Source organism: Paraburkholderia phenoliruptrix (genome assembly GCF_047325075.1).
Lineage (GTDB): Bacteria > Pseudomonadota > Gammaproteobacteria > Burkholderiales > Burkholderiaceae > Paraburkholderia > Paraburkholderia phenoliruptrix.
This window is the reverse complement of record NZ_CP168530.1, coordinates 584,433-599,266: the sequence shown is the minus strand read 5'-3', so window position 1 is coordinate 599,266 and position 14,834 is coordinate 584,433. Positions and strand designations below refer to the sequence as shown.

General features: G+C 61.5%; 16 protein-coding genes. 6 read left to right on the top strand and 10 right to left on the bottom strand.

What is annotated here, in order from left to right:
• Positions 1-6 precede the first annotated feature (6 nt).
• Positions 7-483: a hypothetical protein gene (locus ACEN8U_RS02660; RefSeq protein WP_310109857.1), complete on the bottom strand. Its 477-nt coding sequence runs from the start codon at positions 481-483 to the stop codon at positions 7-9.
• A 618-nt stretch (positions 484-1,101) separates the two neighbouring features.
• Here ACEN8U_RS02660 and ACEN8U_RS02655 point away from each other — a divergent pair.
• Positions 1,102-2,676 carry a reverse transcriptase domain-containing protein gene (locus ACEN8U_RS02655; RefSeq protein ID WP_310109858.1) on the top strand — a complete coding sequence of 525 codons (1,575 nt, stop codon included), beginning with the start codon at positions 1,102-1,104 and terminating at the stop codon, positions 2,674-2,676.
• Between the two features lie 945 nt (positions 2,677-3,621).
• Positions 3,622-4,149, top strand: a complete 528-nt coding sequence (locus ACEN8U_RS02650) for a GNAT family N-acetyltransferase (protein ID WP_310109859.1) — start codon at positions 3,622-3,624, stop codon at positions 4,147-4,149.
• Here ACEN8U_RS02650 and ACEN8U_RS02645 read toward each other — a convergent pair.
• The 3 genes from ACEN8U_RS02645 to ACEN8U_RS02635 all read right to left on the bottom strand — a co-directional run bounded on the left by ACEN8U_RS02645 (position 4,056) and on the right by ACEN8U_RS02635 (position 6,820).
• Entirely contained in the window at positions 4,056-4,655 is a 600-nt protein-coding gene (locus ACEN8U_RS02645; RefSeq protein WP_310109860.1) for a flavin reductase family protein, read from the bottom strand. The genes ACEN8U_RS02650 and ACEN8U_RS02645 overlap by 94 nt on opposite strands.
• A 66-nt stretch (positions 4,656-4,721) precedes the next feature.
• Positions 4,722-5,117, bottom strand: a complete 396-nt coding sequence (locus tag ACEN8U_RS02640) for a hypothetical protein (RefSeq protein ID WP_310109861.1) — start codon at positions 5,115-5,117, stop codon at positions 4,722-4,724.
• Between the two features lie 197 nt (positions 5,118-5,314).
• Positions 5,315-6,820 (bottom strand): PLP-dependent aminotransferase family protein, encoded by a 1,506-nt coding sequence (locus tag ACEN8U_RS02635; protein WP_310109863.1) that lies wholly within the window; start codon positions 6,818-6,820, stop codon positions 5,315-5,317.
• Between the two features lie 127 nt (positions 6,821-6,947).
• Here ACEN8U_RS02635 and ACEN8U_RS02630 point away from each other — a divergent pair, with 127 nt between their 5' ends.
• A complete protein-coding gene (locus ACEN8U_RS02630) occupies positions 6,948-7,673 on the top strand; it encodes a GNAT family protein (RefSeq protein WP_310109864.1) in 726 nt (241 codons plus the stop codon).
• Positions 7,674-7,746: 73 nt separating this feature from the next.
• Here the strand turns inward: ACEN8U_RS02630 and ACEN8U_RS02625 are convergent, their stop codons facing one another.
• Complete coding sequence (locus ACEN8U_RS02625) at positions 7,747-8,286, bottom strand: GNAT family N-acetyltransferase (protein ID WP_310109866.1); 540 nt, start codon at positions 8,284-8,286, stop codon at positions 7,747-7,749.
• Between the two features lie 94 nt (positions 8,287-8,380).
• A complete protein-coding gene (locus tag ACEN8U_RS02620; RefSeq protein WP_310110006.1) occupies positions 8,381-9,247 on the bottom strand; it encodes a LysR family transcriptional regulator in 867 nt (288 codons plus the stop codon).
• 163 nt (positions 9,248-9,410) lie between these two features.
• On the opposite strand from ACEN8U_RS02620, the gene ACEN8U_RS02615 reads away from it, so the two are divergent.
• The 3 genes from ACEN8U_RS02615 to ACEN8U_RS02605 all read left to right on the top strand — a co-directional run bounded on the left by ACEN8U_RS02615 (position 9,411) and on the right by ACEN8U_RS02605 (position 11,690).
• Entirely contained in the window at positions 9,411-10,355 is a 945-nt protein-coding gene (locus tag ACEN8U_RS02615) for an AEC family transporter (RefSeq protein ID WP_413657256.1), read from the top strand.
• A 126-nt stretch (positions 10,356-10,481) separates the two neighbouring features.
• Positions 10,482-11,060 carry a DUF4337 domain-containing protein gene (locus ACEN8U_RS02610; protein WP_028361247.1) on the top strand — a complete coding sequence of 193 codons (579 nt, stop codon included), beginning with the start codon at positions 10,482-10,484 and terminating at the stop codon, positions 11,058-11,060.
• 12 nt (positions 11,061-11,072) lie between these two features.
• Positions 11,073-11,690, top strand: a complete 618-nt coding sequence (locus tag ACEN8U_RS02605) for a LysE family translocator (RefSeq protein WP_310109870.1) — start codon at positions 11,073-11,075, stop codon at positions 11,688-11,690.
• Positions 11,691-12,038: 348 nt separating this feature from the next.
• Here the strand turns inward: ACEN8U_RS02605 and ACEN8U_RS02600 are convergent, their stop codons facing one another.
• The 4 genes from ACEN8U_RS02600 to ACEN8U_RS02585 form a co-directional block, all read right to left on the bottom strand.
• Positions 12,039-13,313, bottom strand: coding sequence for an RNA polymerase sigma factor (locus ACEN8U_RS02600; protein ID WP_310109871.1), 1,275 nt, complete (start codon positions 13,311-13,313; stop codon positions 12,039-12,041).
• A gap of 4 nt (positions 13,314-13,317) precedes the next feature.
• Positions 13,318-13,725: a VOC family protein gene (locus ACEN8U_RS02595; protein WP_310109872.1), complete on the bottom strand. Its 408-nt coding sequence runs from the start codon at positions 13,723-13,725 to the stop codon at positions 13,318-13,320.
• 30 nt (positions 13,726-13,755) lie between these two features.
• The gene (locus tag ACEN8U_RS02590; protein ID WP_310109873.1) at positions 13,756-14,169 is read right to left on the bottom strand and encodes a YciI family protein; all 414 of its coding nucleotides are present in this window, start codon (positions 14,167-14,169) and stop codon (positions 13,756-13,758) included.
• 136 nt (positions 14,170-14,305) lie between these two features.
• Positions 14,306-14,659 carry a YciI family protein gene (locus ACEN8U_RS02585; RefSeq protein WP_013591185.1) on the bottom strand — a complete coding sequence of 118 codons (354 nt, stop codon included), beginning with the start codon at positions 14,657-14,659 and terminating at the stop codon, positions 14,306-14,308.
• Between the last annotated feature and the right edge of the window lie 175 nt (positions 14,660-14,834).

Genomic DNA, 14,834 nt, shown 5'->3' with positions numbered 1-14,834 from the left:
TTCTCCTCAGTGCCTTTGTGACGCGCCGGTTGCCTGAGGCGCAAGATCCGCGATCAACGTTGCGCTGTTTTTCGCGGACGTGCGTTTGCGGCGTTTTCCGTCTGCCGCCGCCTCGGACGCGCCGCCCTTCTCCGATGCCTCCGCCAGAAGGTTCGCCGCATGTCGCGCGGTGATGCGGCTGTGCGGAACGCCCTTAGCATCCAACGCGATGACCTGGAAGAGCTCGCGGTCGCATTCGAGTTCCTGCTGATAGTGCTCTGCCGTGTCCACCAGCAATTCGAGCAGCTTCTGGCGACGCTGACGCTCGTCGCGCGTAATGGCAGGATTCCTACATATCGAGGACGCGAGTGTGATCAGCGTGTCCAGTTGAGTCAGGCTCCGGTCGCAGAGGTCGAAGGCTGAGAGGGCGAGCTTTTCGTATTGGAGGGCGTCGACAGGTGGGCGTGAAGATGCTGGCGTTTGAGACTTGAGTGATTTGGACATGGTGCGATCTCCCTGTGTTCGGTGGGTCGCCCGGGCGCTCGGTTTTGCAGGTGGGTGAGCGGGCGAGTGATGTGGTTGACAGACCGGCGTTCCAACAATCCGGCGAGCCTCGCGGCTCCCTCACCACCGCCCGCCCATTGAAAATATAGACGTGCAGAGATAGACGCACGACCCGCGTGAGCGGGTGTGCGGTTGGAACGTCAGGCTGTCAAACCTGGTCGCGGGTGTCTCCCAACGACTCGATGATTATAAGCGAGCGGATTGAGGTTGCTGCAAGTGTCGGGGCTAGTTTGCCAATTGGAATAGGGCCAGTAGAAGGTTGGCGACGACGGGGGAAAGAGTGATGCCACCGGTAGGGGCACGGTCGGACGTCCTCGCGTTCATTCCGAACAAGAACAAACCGACTAATGTCGGCGTGCATCAAGCAATCAAACGCATACCGGCCTTGAAACAGGTTACGTAGCCGCGGCTAGCGCCAACTGATGCGCGCGAGTTTTGCGCAGCCTTCACAAGCACTTTTGGTCGTTGCCTTAAGCTTCATGAGTCCCGTATGCTCTGTTGAGGCTGGCTTATGCCGTGTCGGTTGCATAACAAAAATCCCTGGAGATCGCCTACGCTATGAATTTGGACGACGCATGCAGGCTCAGCATAGAACACCTAGCAGCTCACGGCTCTAGCGACATTACTCGCGAATCGCTGGAAGCCGCGCTCATTAGCGCCCATAAAGTTGATCTAATGAGCGAAGTGCGCGCAAAAATCCGTCATGGGGACGTCAACAATATGGGATTCAAGCCAATCCAGTATATTTTGACTCCTAAAAACCGGTATGTATTTGATTATCGGAAAGCGGCCATAATTGATCCGTTGTGCCTCGCAAAATATACGGCGATAGTCCTCCAAGCTGCACCTGAAATCGAGAAATCACGGATTCCAACGTCGGAAAAAATAGTTTTTTCGGCAAGGTTTGCGCCCAATGATGGCGCTCTTTTCGACAAGAGTATCGGCTACGGTGACTGGCGCGAGCGCGTAAAGGAACTCGCCAATGATTCGTCGTGCACGTACGTCGTGCAGTGTGATATCGCGTCGTTCTATGATCGAATTAACATACATCGCGTGGAGTCTACACTCCTAAGTATAGGCCTAGATAAACAGATAGTTTCCACGCTTAACAGTTTGCTGCTGCTATGGTCAAAAAAAGACAGTTATGGAATACCGGTTGGAAATGCTGCGAGCCGCATCGTCGCGGAGGCAGCCCTTATCGATATTGATAGATATTTAATTGACGCCGGCGTAAAGTTCGTGCGTTACGTTGATGATTTCCGCATCTTCGCGCCGGATTTAATCACTGCGCAAAGATGGATGAATTTGCTCACCACCCGTCTGTTCCGCGATGGACTTATGCTAAACACCGGCAAGACGAAGTTGTATCTAGCGGATAAAGACGAGGACGCGGCAGGTGCCTCAGTCGACGAAACCCCGGAAACCATAATAAGGAAAGTGACAAAGCTGACCGGCGGTTACAATCGGGTCGCACGGTCTTTTATTATGCCGGCCAGCGATAAATACGAGGCATTTCTCAGGATAGACATCCCACAAGAGATTGAGGTCCTCGAGGCGACAGGAATTCCCGAGTTCTCTGGAATTCAAAAACTAATAATTTCCTGCCTTATTCAACAAAGATTTGACCTGCTGGAAAAGATAGCAATAATCTGCGGAGAATATCTTTATTCACTCGAATATTTTGTCGATATGTTATTAAAAAACAGTGATGTCATACCGCAACAAAACAAAGAAAATATTACAAATCACTATGCTCAACTTGTGTTGACCTCGGGATTTGGCGCACTTGAATGGCACCAAGCGACGCTAGCAAAGCTGCTTTCCAGCGATGGCTATTTTAGGAAATCCGCGCTTATCCATATTGTTAAAGCCCCGGCGAAAGATAGTGTCACCTATCCTTCAATGATTGCATTAGAAGGATTGCGAGGACGCCTGACACGTGAAGAATTCAGAACGATTCGTGAGTGGTTCGACCGGTGCGATGAATGGGAAAAACGAAGAGTTATTAGCGCTTCAATCGCTCTTCCAGAAGATGAACGTAAGGCGTGGGGCCGCGCGATTAAACCCATGCTCCAAGCTGATTTTTTGGCAACAAAAATGGTGGATAACCTTATTCGTGGACAAGAGCCATAATTTAAGATTTTTTATGCATGCAGATCGGATAGAGGGTGCTGCAAATCGTAGTCAGCCGATGGGCTGGCGTAGGGCCGCGCTCGCCCCGGTTAGGAGCGAGATACAAAAGAACGCTACTTGTATCGACAGCAGATATCCAGACATAGCGACTCATCGGACTCTGTTTTGAAGATCACTGGTAATGAGAAGCAGATCATGTTATCGGATAACAATAGTCGAATAGACACAATCGATCACACTCATTGCCGACAATGGCTGCCCGCCTTATATCGCGAAAATACTTCAAGCCGCCGACATTCAAACCTCTGACTCAACATCCGATATAATTATAATATTTCCCCGGTGACCTCATGGTGGGATTAAAGTATTCGAGCCGATTTGCGAGAGAAATGCGTATCGAAAAATGTAGTGGATTGCTATTTTTAATAACCCTACTCCTAGGCTGCTCCGACCATCCCAATGAAACATGGATAGCAGAAACAAAAATCCCGGTTTACGACGGTGTTGAAGGGATAGTGTTGTTTTCCTTGCAGCCAATGGACCGCTGCGAGCCCGGGATAGATATGGCCGGCAAAGTGGACATGTACACGAAGGTTAAATGCAATTCCGGCGAAGGCTGGGTAATGGGTGGCGGTTTCAAGAAAATAGCCCGGGGCAGGGAATAAGCACAGTGAATTTTGGGATTTGCTGATCCATGAATCTCTGCCACCCCGACAACAGGCCGGACTGATTCCAGCCGCCAAATCACTGTGATTGGACGGGCATCTCGTTTCAAACTGAGCGCCCCTCGGCGAGTCCTTACTTTCTCTCACGCCGATTAGTCGACCTCAGTCCCCCAAGAACGCCGCCCGTGTCCCTGCTATGCTTACTGTCCAAGCTAAACAGCACGATCCAACATCGCGCCAGCAATCAAGCACCCAACGCACCAACCCGATCGAACCACCCTTGACCACGCAAATCCGCCCCGCCACCGCCGCCGACGCCCCGCTCATCCTCCACTTCATCACCGAACTAGCGGTGTACGAAAAGGCCGAGCACGAAGTCGTCGCCACCGTAAAAGACATCGAAACCAGTCTCTTTTCCGACGCATCCACAGCCACGGCGCTCATCTGCGAAATGAACGGCGAGCCCATCGGCTTCTGTGTCTACTTCTTTTCCTACTCCACGTGGCTCGGCAGGAAAGGCCTGTATCTGGAAGACCTGTACGTCTCGCCAAAAGCGCGCGGCAGCGGCGCCGGCAAACAGATGCTGCGTCACCTCGCGGGCATCGCGTGCGAGACCGGCTGCGGCCGCTTCGAATGGAGCGTGCTCGACTGGAATGCGCCCGCCATCGGTTTCTATGAATCCATCGGCGCCAGCGCGCAAAGCGAATGGGTCCGTTACCGGCTCGCCGGCGAGGCGCTCAAGGCATTTGCCGCAGGCGACACGTCGAACGCCTCGCCCGTGGCAAAAAACGTCCCGCCCGCCACGTAATGGCAGGTACGCAGATCGCGGTCGTCGCCGAAATGCCAGCGGTTGTTCGAGTACACGCGGCTGTCCGCGTACGCCGCCACCACCTCGCCGATGATCAGATCGTGCCGCTGGCTGTCGTCCGGAATCACTTTGCATTCCATCCACGTAATGCAGCCGGCCAGCATCGGCACGTCGATTTTTTCCGCGACGAAGGTTTCGAGTTCAAAGGCCGAGAACTTGTCGATCGCAAACCCCGCGTTCGTGCCCACGGCCAGCGTCTGCGCCGCGAACTTGCGGCTCGGCAGTTGCAGCCCGAACACGCCGCTTGCTTCGATCAATTGCCGCGTCAGCGTGCGACTGTCCACCACCACGACCACCTTGGGCGGGTTGAAGTCGAGCGGCATGGCCCATGAAGCCGCCATCACATTCGACCGCCCGTTGTGCGCGCTCGTGATGATCGTCACAGGCCCATGATTGAGTAACTGCGTGGCCCGCGGCAAGGCCACGGGTTCCCGGGTAACGTTCATACTTGGTTTTTGCCCGAAGGTCTGGTCCGTCAGGGCGGCAGCCGCAAAGCCGCCGCCCTTCATGCGTCAATGCGGCGCTTTTCCGTTGGGTACCGCGTTCACCGGCTTATGCTGCTCTTCCCCGAGGCTCGGGAAAAACGCGTTCCACGCCGCTCGCACGCCGTTCGCCGCGGTAGCTTCGGCATCGATAGGTTCGTCCGCGCCTTTGGCCTCGGCGGGTGCTGCGGCGCCGTCGCCGGCCGCTTCGGCCTGGCCGTCCGCCTTGCCATCCGCCGCGTGCGACGGATCCGCGGACAGGCCGCGCCAGTGCGTGAACGCGTCGTCGGGCTTGTCGGTCCACTCGCCCTCGCCGTACTTCGCAAAGGCCGTGTCCCCGCTCGTCAGTTGCACCTCGTACCAGCCGTCGCGCACGGGCGAGTGAGCGGCCAGTTCAAACCACGGGGTCGGTTCGATTTCCTTCATGTCATCTCCACTCGGATTAATCGTCATAGAAAACCACACCAAAGGGATGCTTCATGCCCGGACCGCACAGCCATCCGGCGACGCGCACGCGACGGCGCGCGGAACATGATGCGGGCAATCCGTCGAGATTGCGTGTTCGGTCACCGCGCATAAACGACACGATAGCGCGACATGGCCCGCGCGGACAAACCCAAAAATCACGCCCGCCGCCGACGCGGTTTTTCCCTGCCCGCAGCCAGTCCGGCCAGCTCCGCCAGCACGCGGACGGCCGGCGCCAGCTGCTCGGCGGGCGTGTTGCCGTAGCCGATCACGAGCCCGTTGGTGCCGGCGCGCGGCTTGAGCGCGAAGCTGGACAGCGCTCGCGGACCCAGGCCCTTGGCGAACGCGCGTTCGGTCAGCGTCTCGTCGTCGATGCCCGCCGGCAGGCGCAGCGTCAGATGCATGCCGGACTCGCCGCCCAGAATCTCCGACGCCGCGAAATCTTCGCTAAGCGCTTCGCGCAAGGCCTGCTGCCGCTCGCGATACAGCCGCCGCATGCGCCCGAGGTGTCGGCCGAATTCGCCGCTTTCCATGAAATGCGCGAGCGCCAGTTGCTCCAGCCGATGCCCGCCGCGCAGCATCTCGTACAACGCCACTTCGGCGTGCTCGGCAATGGCGCGCGGCAGCACGACAAAGCCGATGCGCAGCGCCGGAAACATCGTCTTGCTGAACGAGCCGACGTACAGAACCGGCGCGTCGTCCACGAGCCCTTGCATGCTGGCGATCGGCTCGCCGGAGTAGCGGAATTCGCCGTCGTAGTCGTCTTCGATCAGCCATGCGCCCGCGCGGCGCGCCTCGGCAATCAGCTCGAGCCGCCGCGCCACCGACAGCACCGCGCCCGTCGGATACTGATGCGCAGGCGACGTGTAGATCAGCTTCGGCGGCTGCGCGGCCCACGCGGCGGGCGGCACGCAGATGCCTTCGGCGTCGACGGGCATCGGCTGGATGGTCAGGTCGCCCTGCCGGAAGGCGGCTTTCGCGCCGCGATAGCCGGGGTCCTCGATCCACGCGACGTCGCCGGGATTGGTGAAAAGCCGCACGCAAAGGTTGAGTGCCTCCTGCGCGCCCTCGGTGATCACCACTTGCGAGCCCTCGCAGCGCACGCCGCGCGCCATCCGCAGATGCGCGGCGATCGCGTCGCGCAATGCGGGCTCGCCGGCCGGCGTGCCGTAGCCGAGCGCGCGCGGCAGCGAGCGCTCCATCGCGCGCTCCATGGCGCGCCGCCAGGCGGCAAGCGGAAAGCGGTCCAGCGCGGGCGTGCCGGGCGTGAGCGGCAACGCGTTATCGACAGGCTTGCGCGTCGCCGCGAACTGGCCGACGCGCGCCGCGTACGCCACTTCGGGCGCGGCGGGTGGCGCGGACGACTCGCCCCGCGCCGCGCGGCTCGACAGCGGGCTCACGCGCGTGCCTTTCTTATCCGCGACCACATAGCCGACCGCCGCCAGATGCTCGTACGCAATCACCACGGTGTTGCGCGACACGCCCATTTCCGCCGACAGCAACCGCGACGACGGCAGCAGCGATCCCGCCGGCAGGCGTCCGCCGAGAATGGCCTGCTGCAGGCGCTCGATCAGTTGCTTCTGCAACGGCGCGGGCTTTTGCGCGCCGCCGCGGGCCCCACGCTGCGCGGCCGTATGAACAAGCGGGCCAATAATCTCGATCATGACGGCTGGACCTATCGAATTCGTTTGAGCTGGATCTTTTTAACATACCACGATTGACGTATCGTTCTTCATGATCTTTACGGCCATCTTCACGATCAATCACAAACACCACGCGAGGAGTGCAGACATGGAACCCCGACGTAACGCCTTCGGCCAGCCCATCGGCGAGCCGCTGCCGGAGTGGCGCGGCGCGCAGCCGCCCGGGCGCGCGCAGCTTGCGGGCCGCTATTGCCGCATCGAACCGGTGAACGTCGACGCGCATGCGGCGGATCTGTTCGACGCCTACCACTCGGCCGCCGATGGCCGCGACTGGACCTATCTCGGCGTCGGGCCGTTCGAGACTGCAGAGGCGTATCGCGAGCATCTGGGGCGGCTCGCCGCGTCGGCTGATCCGCTGCACTACACGGTGATCGACAACGCGTCCGGCAAGGCAGTCGGCACGTTTGCGCTGATGCGCATCGACCCGCCCAACGGCGTGATCGAAGTGGGGCACGTCGTTTATTCGCCGCGCCTGAAGCGCACCCGCATCGCGACCGAGGCGATGTTCCTGCTGATGCAATATGTATTCGATGAACTCGGCTATCGGCGCTTCGAATGGAAATGCGATTCGCTGAACGAACCGTCGCGCGCGGCCGCGCTGCGTTACGGCTTCACGTTTGAAGGTATTTTCCGGCAGGCGATTGTTTATCGTCAGCGCAATCGCGATACGGCGTGGTTTTCGATTATCGACAGTGAATGGCCGGCGCTGCGTGCGAGCTATCCGCGTTGGCTGGACGATGCGAATTTCGACGCCGAAGGGCGGCAGATGGAAAAGCTCGCAGATTTGATTGCGCGGCAGAGGGCCGCTTCTTAAGACGCCCCGCTGATAACTCGCATTGAGTCACGCATTCAGTCAGGTAAGCCGGCTTTCGCGCCGGCTTTTTTATTTACGCTGCGGCAAGCGGTGGCCGGCGGAACACGATGGTCGGCTGCCCTTTGTATGTCGTTCGAATCTGCTCACGATAGCCGGCCTTGTGCGCGACTCGCAGCGACGCTTCGTTCTCCGGTGCAATGATGCATGCCGTTTCCGCACCCGGCCATTCTTTGTCCGCCCAATCGACAGCGGCTTGCACGGCTTCTATCGCGTAGCCTTTGCCGTGCATGGCCGGACTCAAAGCCCAGCCGATTTCGGGCGTGCCCGTCAAGGTAGGTTCGATCTCGCGCTGAAAATCCGCGAAGCCGACTTCGCCGACAAAGCGTCCGGTTTGCGTTTCGCGCACGACCCAATAGCCGAAGCCGAGCAGCGTCCAGTGACCGACATAGCGCAGCAGCCGCGCCCACACTTCTTCATGCGTAAAAGGCTTGCCGCCGATATGACGGGCGACCTCGGGATCGGACCACATCGCGAGGCTGTCGGGAAAGTCGTCGCGCGTGTGAGGGCGCAGGGTCAGGCGGGGGGTGGTGAGGGTCAAAGGCTGGGTCGGCATGGGGAAGGACGGCAATTTATCGGCTATGACTTGCAGCGAGCGGCTAAAAGGTTTGAACGCGAATCCACTCGATCATCGCAGATTCCAGCCGCCCCTACACCAACTCCAAAAACCGCCCCAAACAGGGGTTCCGATTCGCCGGCGACCACGCCAGCATCTGCTCGATCAAAGGCGCATCCGCCAGCGGCTTGAACACCACGCCCGCCAGCTGCGCCTTGCGCATGGAAGCAGGCACAAGCGCAACGCCCACGCCTTCGTCGACGAGACTCAGCACCGTCTGCTGCAATTGGACTTCGAAGCGAATATCCGGCTCGAAGCCGCCAGAGCGGCAATGCTCGAGAATCGTCGCGTGCAACGTGGGCGCCACTTCCTCGGATGCCAGCACGAACGGTTCGCCGGCCAGTTGCGCAATTTCGAGCCGCCGCGCGCGGGCTCGCGGATGCCCCCGCGATAACGCCACGCACAGCGGCTCGCGCACGATCGTGCGCGTGGCGAGCCCCTTGTCCGGCACGTGCGGAAACATGATGGCGGCGTCGATGTGCCCCGCCACCACTTGCGCGGCCAGATCGTTCGAGACAACCTCGCGCAAATTCAAGGCAACCTCGGGATAAGCAGCACCGAACGCGCGCGCATAACCGGGCACGACGCTATAGGCCGCGCACATCGTGAAGCCGATGGCGAGCTTGCCCGCTTCGCCGGACGCCGCCGCTTGCGCATTGCTCACGGCCTGCTCGACGGAAGCGAGAATCGCCTTGGCGTCGGCGTAAAAGCGCTCACCTGCGGCGGTGAGCGTGACGCTGCGCGGGCTGCGCTCGATCAGCGTCACACCGAGACTCGCCTCCAGCGCGGCGAGCTGGCGGCTCAACGGTGGCTGCGACAGATTTAGGCGCGCCGCCGCGCGGCCGAAATGGCGCGTTTCGGCCAGCGTCACGAAGTAGCGCAGCGGCTTGATGTCGATCACAGTGGCATCCACCTCATTTTCGACGATGCAGAAAAGGTATTGTCAGTGCTAAAAAACAGTATTGGATTGTATCAACGCGAATCACTACGCTGACACGTCGCCCGCTTATTCGCGGCCTGTTACCCGCGCCTTTCGCACAAAATTTGCACCGATATTTGCACCGATGTTAGCCACGCTCGAGATCCTGCTCCCCGTCTTCGGCCTCATTTTTGCGGGCTTTGCGTGCCGCCGGCGCGGTGTACTCGGGCCGAACTCCGCGTCGGAACTGAATCGCTTCGTGGTCTGGCTCGCGCTGCCCGCGCTGCTCTTCGACACCATGGCGCGCGCCACGTGGGAACAGCTGTATCAGCCGGCGTTTGTGGTCACGTTTTCGGTGGCGTGCGCCGGCATCTTCGCGCTCATTCTGGTCCTGCGCCTCGTGAGCGGACGCCATCTCGCCGATGCGAGTGTCGACGCTATCGCCGCGTCGTATCCGAATACGGGCCATATCGGCTTTCCGCTCGGCATCATTGCGTTCGGCAACGCGAGTCTCACGCCCACCACTATCGCGACGATTCTGGTGGCATGCGTGCTGTTCGCGGGCGCGATCGTGTTGATCGAAGTGGGCTTGCAGACCGAGCGCACGCCGCACACGCTCGGCCTCAAAGTGCTGGGCTCGCTGGCGCGCAATCCGCTGATCGTGTCGCCGATTGCCGGCGCCCTGTTCGCCAGCCTTCACGTCGCGTTGCCCGCCAGCGCGGAAACCTTTCTGAAGCTGCTGAGCGGCGCGGCCAGCCCCTGCGCGCTGGTGAGCCTCGGCTTGTTTCTCGCGGAAAAGCGGCCGTCCGAATCGGGCACCCGCGGCGTCGCGTGGCTGCTCACGCTCGTCAAGCTGATCGTGCAACCGGCGCTGACATGGTGGCTCGCCGCGCGCGTCTTCGGGCTCTCGCCGGCGCTGGTCGAAATGGCCGTCGTGCTGGCCGCGCTGCCCACCGGCACGGGCCCGTTCATGCTGGCCGAGTTCTACGAGCGCGAGGCGCACATCACGTCGCGCACGATTTTGCTGTCGACGCTCGGCTCCGTCGTGACACTCTCGCTGCTCCTGCTAGAGATGGGCCATCGCACGTGAATCGAAACGCCGTGGCGCACGCCGAACGCACGCTTTTCCAGCCGCACCGCATCACAGGCTAAGATTGAGGTCACCGGGCCCGCGCGACGCCCGGACACGACAAGAACGTCTGCCTCGGAGAATGTGATGTCTGAAGAGTATGAAGTGCATGGTCCGCACGACCATGCGGTAGAGCACGCCGGCCATCACGACGCCGACTCTTTCGGGAGCCGCATGGCCGTCATCACGGCGGTCCTCGCGACAATCGGCGCGCTGTGCGCCTATCAAAGCGGGAACAGTGAAAACCTCGCGCTCTATTACAAGAACGAAGCCGCGATCAAAAAGACCGAGGCGGCGAATCAGTGGAGCTACTATCAGGCCAAGGGCGAGAAGCAGAACCTCGCGGAACTCGGCGCGGCGCTGTCGGAAGGCAATTCGGAGGCGCACGCCAAATTTGTCGCCGACGTCGACAAATACAAGCAGCAAAAAGAGCCGATTCGCGCCAAAGCCGAAGCCATCGAAAAAGAAGTGCTCGACAACGACGCGAAAAGCGAAGCGCTGCTGCATGGCCACCATCGCTGGGCACAGGCCACGACGCTGATTCAGGTTGCCATCGCGCTGTGCGCCATTACGTTGTTGACACGCAAGAAGTGGCTGCGCAATCTATCGTTCGTGGTCGCCGCGGCGGGCGTCGCTACCGGCGCGCTCGCTTTTTTCTCGGCTTGATGGGAGCCTGCCGTGGTCGATAGTTCTGCCGTTCTCGGCGTGTTATCCGTGTATGTGGCCGGCGTGGTCATTCCCGGCCCGAACTTCGTGGCCGTCGCGCACAAGGCGGCATCGGCCACGCGCATCGAAGCGCTTGCGGTGGTCGCGGGCATCGTCCTCGTCAATCTCTTCTGGGCGAGTTGTGCGATCTTGGGCGTCGGCATTGTGTTCGCGGCTTTTCCATGGCTTGCGTTTGCCGTGAAGGTGGCCGGCGCCGCGTATCTGTTGTGGTTCGGCGCACGGCTCATTGTTAAAGCTTCGGCGGGCAAGCCACAGCCGCTCGCGCAAGCGCCCGTCGGCAGCGTCCGTCAGGCGTTCACGCAAGGCTTCGCGACCAATATCGCTAATCCGAAGTCCGTCGCGTTTTTTGCCGCGGTGTTTTCGTCGGCGGCGCCGCCGCATGAGAGCATCGGCACCTTCGCGGCGATGCTCGGGATGGTGTTCGTCGTGGCCAGCAGCTGGTATGGTTTTGTCGCGCTGACGCTATCGCATTCGCGCATTTCGTCCGCGTATCGGCGCAGCAAGGCGTGGGTGGATCGTGTGTGCGGCGGCGTGATTATTACGTTGGGTGTGCGGCAGTTTATGCGGTAAGCGTTGTTTCGAGGCGCTCAATCTGGTGGACGGGCGCGCGCGGCGCGCCTGGCGGGCCGCCGGGTGAGCGAGCCGCGCCGGGCCTGCCGGCGGTGAAGCCCGCCACGCGCAAGGCCTGGGAAGCCCGCGACGACCGCCAACGCCGAGAAGTCCGAGAAGTCCGAGAAGTCCGAGAAGTCCGAGAAGTCCGAGAAGTCCGAGAAGTCCGAGAAGTCCGAGAAGTCCGAGAGGTCCGAGAGGTCCGAGAGGTCCGAGAGGTCCGAGAAGTCCGAGAGGTCCGAGAGGTCGCCACGGTCTGCGAGGCCGCCCGCCCCTTCGCGGAGTTTATGCGCACAAACTGCCCGCGCCCTACTGCATCACCGAATGCGCGCGCTCAAGCAACAGTTCGCGCTCGCGCGCATTGCGCGTCATCGCTGCGGCGCGCTTGAACTCCGCGCGCGCTTCCTCCAGGCGGCCGAGTTTGGCGAGCAGATCGCCGCGCACACTCGGGAGCCAGTGATAGTTCGCGAGGGTCGCATCGCCGGCAAGCGCATCCACGATTTCGAGTCCCGCAGCCGGCCCGAACGCCATGCCCACCGCCACCGCGCGATTCAACTCGACCACCGGCGACGGCGCGACCTGCGCCAACGCGTCGTAGAGCGCGACGATCTGCGCCCAGTCCGTGTCTTCCGCCCGATGCGCGCGCGCATGACACGCGGCGAGCGCCGCTTGCAGCGCATAGGGCCCGCTTGCGCCACCCAGCGCGTGCGCCGCGCTGAGGGCCGCCAGTCCGCGACGAATCAGAAGCGGATCCCAGCGGCTGCGATCCTGATCGAGCAGCAACACCGGGCGGCCTTGCGCGTCGGTGCGCGCGTGCGTGCGCGACGCCTGAATTTCCATCAGCGCGACGAGACCGTGCACCTCGCTTTCGCCGGGTACCAGACCGCTCAGCACGCGCCCGAGGCGCAGCGCTTCTTCGCAGAGCGCCGGCCGCATCCAGTCGTCGCCGGCCGTGGCGGAATAGCCTTCGTTGAAAATCAGATAAATCACCTGCAGCACCGACGCGAGCCTCGGCGCGCGCGCCTCGGCCTGCGGCACCTCGAACGGCACTTTCGCCGCCGACAAGGTGCGCTTCGCCCGCACGATCCGTTGCGCGATGGTCGGCTCGGGCACCAGGAAGGCGCGCGCGATCTCGTCCGTGGTCAGGCCGCCGAGCAGGCGCAGCGTGAGCGCGACGCGCGCATCCGTCGACAACACCGGATGGCAGGCGGTAAACACCAGCCGCAGCAGATCGTCGCCGATATCGTCGGCTCGCGCGGCGTCGAGTGCGTCGACGAAATCGGGCACGAGATGCGCTTCCAGCGCATCCATGTCGTGGCCCAGCTCCTGACGCTTGCGCGCGTGCAGCGCTTCCTGCCGCAAGCGGTCGAGCGCGCGATTTTTTGCAGTCGCCATCAGCCACGCTCCCGGATTGTCGGGCACGCCCGCGTCGGGCCAGTGCTCCAGCGCCGAGACGAGCGCGTCCTGCGCCAGTTCTTCGGCGAGCCCGACGTCGTGCACCATGCGCGCGACGTGGGCGATGACCTTGGCGGACTCGATCCGCCACACGGCCTCGATGGCACGATGAGTGGCCAGTTTCGTCACGGGTTCAGCCCGCCGCCTTGGCATTCGGGTCCATGTAGATCAGCTCCCAGATGTGTCCGTCGATGTCTTCAAAGCCATGGCCGTACATGAAGCCATAGTCCTGCGGCGCGCGCGGCACGCTGCCGCCCGCGGCGACCGCTTTCGCGACGAGCGCATCAACTTCGCCCCGGCTTTCGCATGACAAGCCCACGAGCGCCTCGGTGCTTTCTTTCGGATTGCAAAGCGATTTGCGCGTGAACGACTTGAACAGGTCTTTTACGAGCAGCATGGCGTAAAGATTTTCACCGAGGACGAGACACGCCGCCTGATCGTTGGTGAATTGCGGATTGAAACTGAAACCGAGCGCATTGAAAAACGCCTTCGACCGTTCAAGGTTTTCAACGGCCAGATTCACGAAGATCTGTTTATGCATGATGGAATCCGATAATCGGTTAGCGATCAATCAGCGACGGCGCGCTTCCAGCTCGCGGAAACGCTCGAGTTCCGGACTCGGCTCGAAGTCCTCCAGTTCGTAGAGTTGGCGTACTTCGATTTCGCCATCGGCCTCGTCGCCGAAGGGCGCGGGAAAACGCCGCGCCCATTCCATGGCTTCTTCGCGCGAGCGCACCTGGATCAGCGTGTAGCCGGCGATCAGTTCTTTCGTTTCGGCAAACGGCCCGTCGATCACCGAGCGCTGGCCGCGGCTGTAGCGAACCCGCCATCCCTTGGAGCTCGGCTGCAAGCCGGTGGCATCGAGCAACACGCCGGCGCGGGCCAGCTCTTCGTGGTACGCGCCCATCGCGGCCATGAGTGAGGCTTCGGGCATTTCGCCGGCTTCGCTTGCTGCGGTCGCCTTGACCAGGATCATGAATCGCATCGCCGTGACTCCTTTCGTCGTAAGTGGTGAGGTGCAGCGCGGCGCGTGGGCCGCTCTTACTCACACGACGGGCAATGCGCACGCGATTCGACACATTCCGCGCGCCGCCTGGGGAAAACCCCGAGCAAAAAATCGCCTACATGAAGCACGGGCCGAGCTTGCGTACCTCGACGGTGCACCAGGTGGCGGCCGGACAGGCCTGCGCGATGGCGACGGCTTCCTCGCGCGAATCGCAGTTGAGCAGGTAGAAGCCGCCGATCATTTCCTTGGCTTCGGCGAACGGGCCGTCGAGCAGTTTCGGCTGGCCGCCGCGCACCTGGACGCGCACGGCGTCGCGAGAAGAAGTGAGCGCTTCGGCCGCGAGCAGTTTGCCGCGCTCCTTGAGGTCGGCGGCAAAACGGAGCATTTGGTCGTAGACTTCGCGGCCCATGGCCTCGCCGCGCTCGGCGCGCTGTTCGGGGGGCTCGACGATCAGCAGCATATAAGACATGGCGTCTCCAATGATTACGCTGCGGACCGGCAGCCCGGCAGTCGTACGGCGAGATAGACGCGCCCAGCGTGAGCGCGGAAAGCCAGTCTAACAAGCGCGGATCGCTCTGGTAAACCGGCTCGCGCGAGTAATCCGCGGCTAGCCGTGCTGTTTTACGAAGACTCGTAATCGCTTC

Bases quoted from the DNA above. Each gene is read 5' to 3' on its own strand.
- ACEN8U_RS02590 (WP_310109873.1), bottom strand. From the start codon at position 14,169: ATGCGATTCATGATCCTGGTCAAGGCGACCGCAGCAAGCGAAGCCGGC.
- ACEN8U_RS02645 (WP_310109860.1), bottom strand. From the start codon at position 4,655: ATGAACGTTACCCGGGAACCCGTGGCCTTGCCGCGGGCCACGCAGTTA.
- ACEN8U_RS02660 (WP_310109857.1), bottom strand. From the start codon at position 483: ATGTCCAAATCACTCAAGTCTCAAACGCCAGCATCTTCACGCCCACCT.
- ACEN8U_RS02655 (WP_310109858.1), top strand. From the start codon at position 1,102: ATGAATTTGGACGACGCATGCAGGCTCAGCATAGAACACCTAGCAGCT.
- ACEN8U_RS02630 (WP_310109864.1), top strand. From the start codon at position 6,948: ATGGAACCCCGACGTAACGCCTTCGGCCAGCCCATCGGCGAGCCGCTG.
- ACEN8U_RS02625 (WP_310109866.1), bottom strand. From the start codon at position 8,286: ATGCCGACCCAGCCTTTGACCCTCACCACCCCCCGCCTGACCCTGCGC.
- ACEN8U_RS02640 (WP_310109861.1), bottom strand. From the start codon at position 5,117: ATGAAGGAAATCGAACCGACCCCGTGGTTTGAACTGGCCGCTCACTCG.
- ACEN8U_RS02635 (WP_310109863.1), bottom strand. From the start codon at position 6,820: ATGATCGAGATTATTGGCCCGCTTGTTCATACGGCCGCGCAGCGTGGG.
- ACEN8U_RS02585 (WP_013591185.1), bottom strand. From the start codon at position 14,659: ATGTCTTATATGCTGCTGATCGTCGAGCCCCCCGAACAGCGCGCCGAG.
- ACEN8U_RS02615 (WP_413657256.1), top strand. From the start codon at position 9,411: ATGTTAGCCACGCTCGAGATCCTGCTCCCCGTCTTCGGCCTCATTTTT.
- ACEN8U_RS02595 (WP_310109872.1), bottom strand. From the start codon at position 13,725: ATGCATAAACAGATCTTCGTGAATCTGGCCGTTGAAAACCTTGAACGG.
- ACEN8U_RS02610 (WP_028361247.1), top strand. From the start codon at position 10,482: ATGTCTGAAGAGTATGAAGTGCATGGTCCGCACGACCATGCGGTAGAG.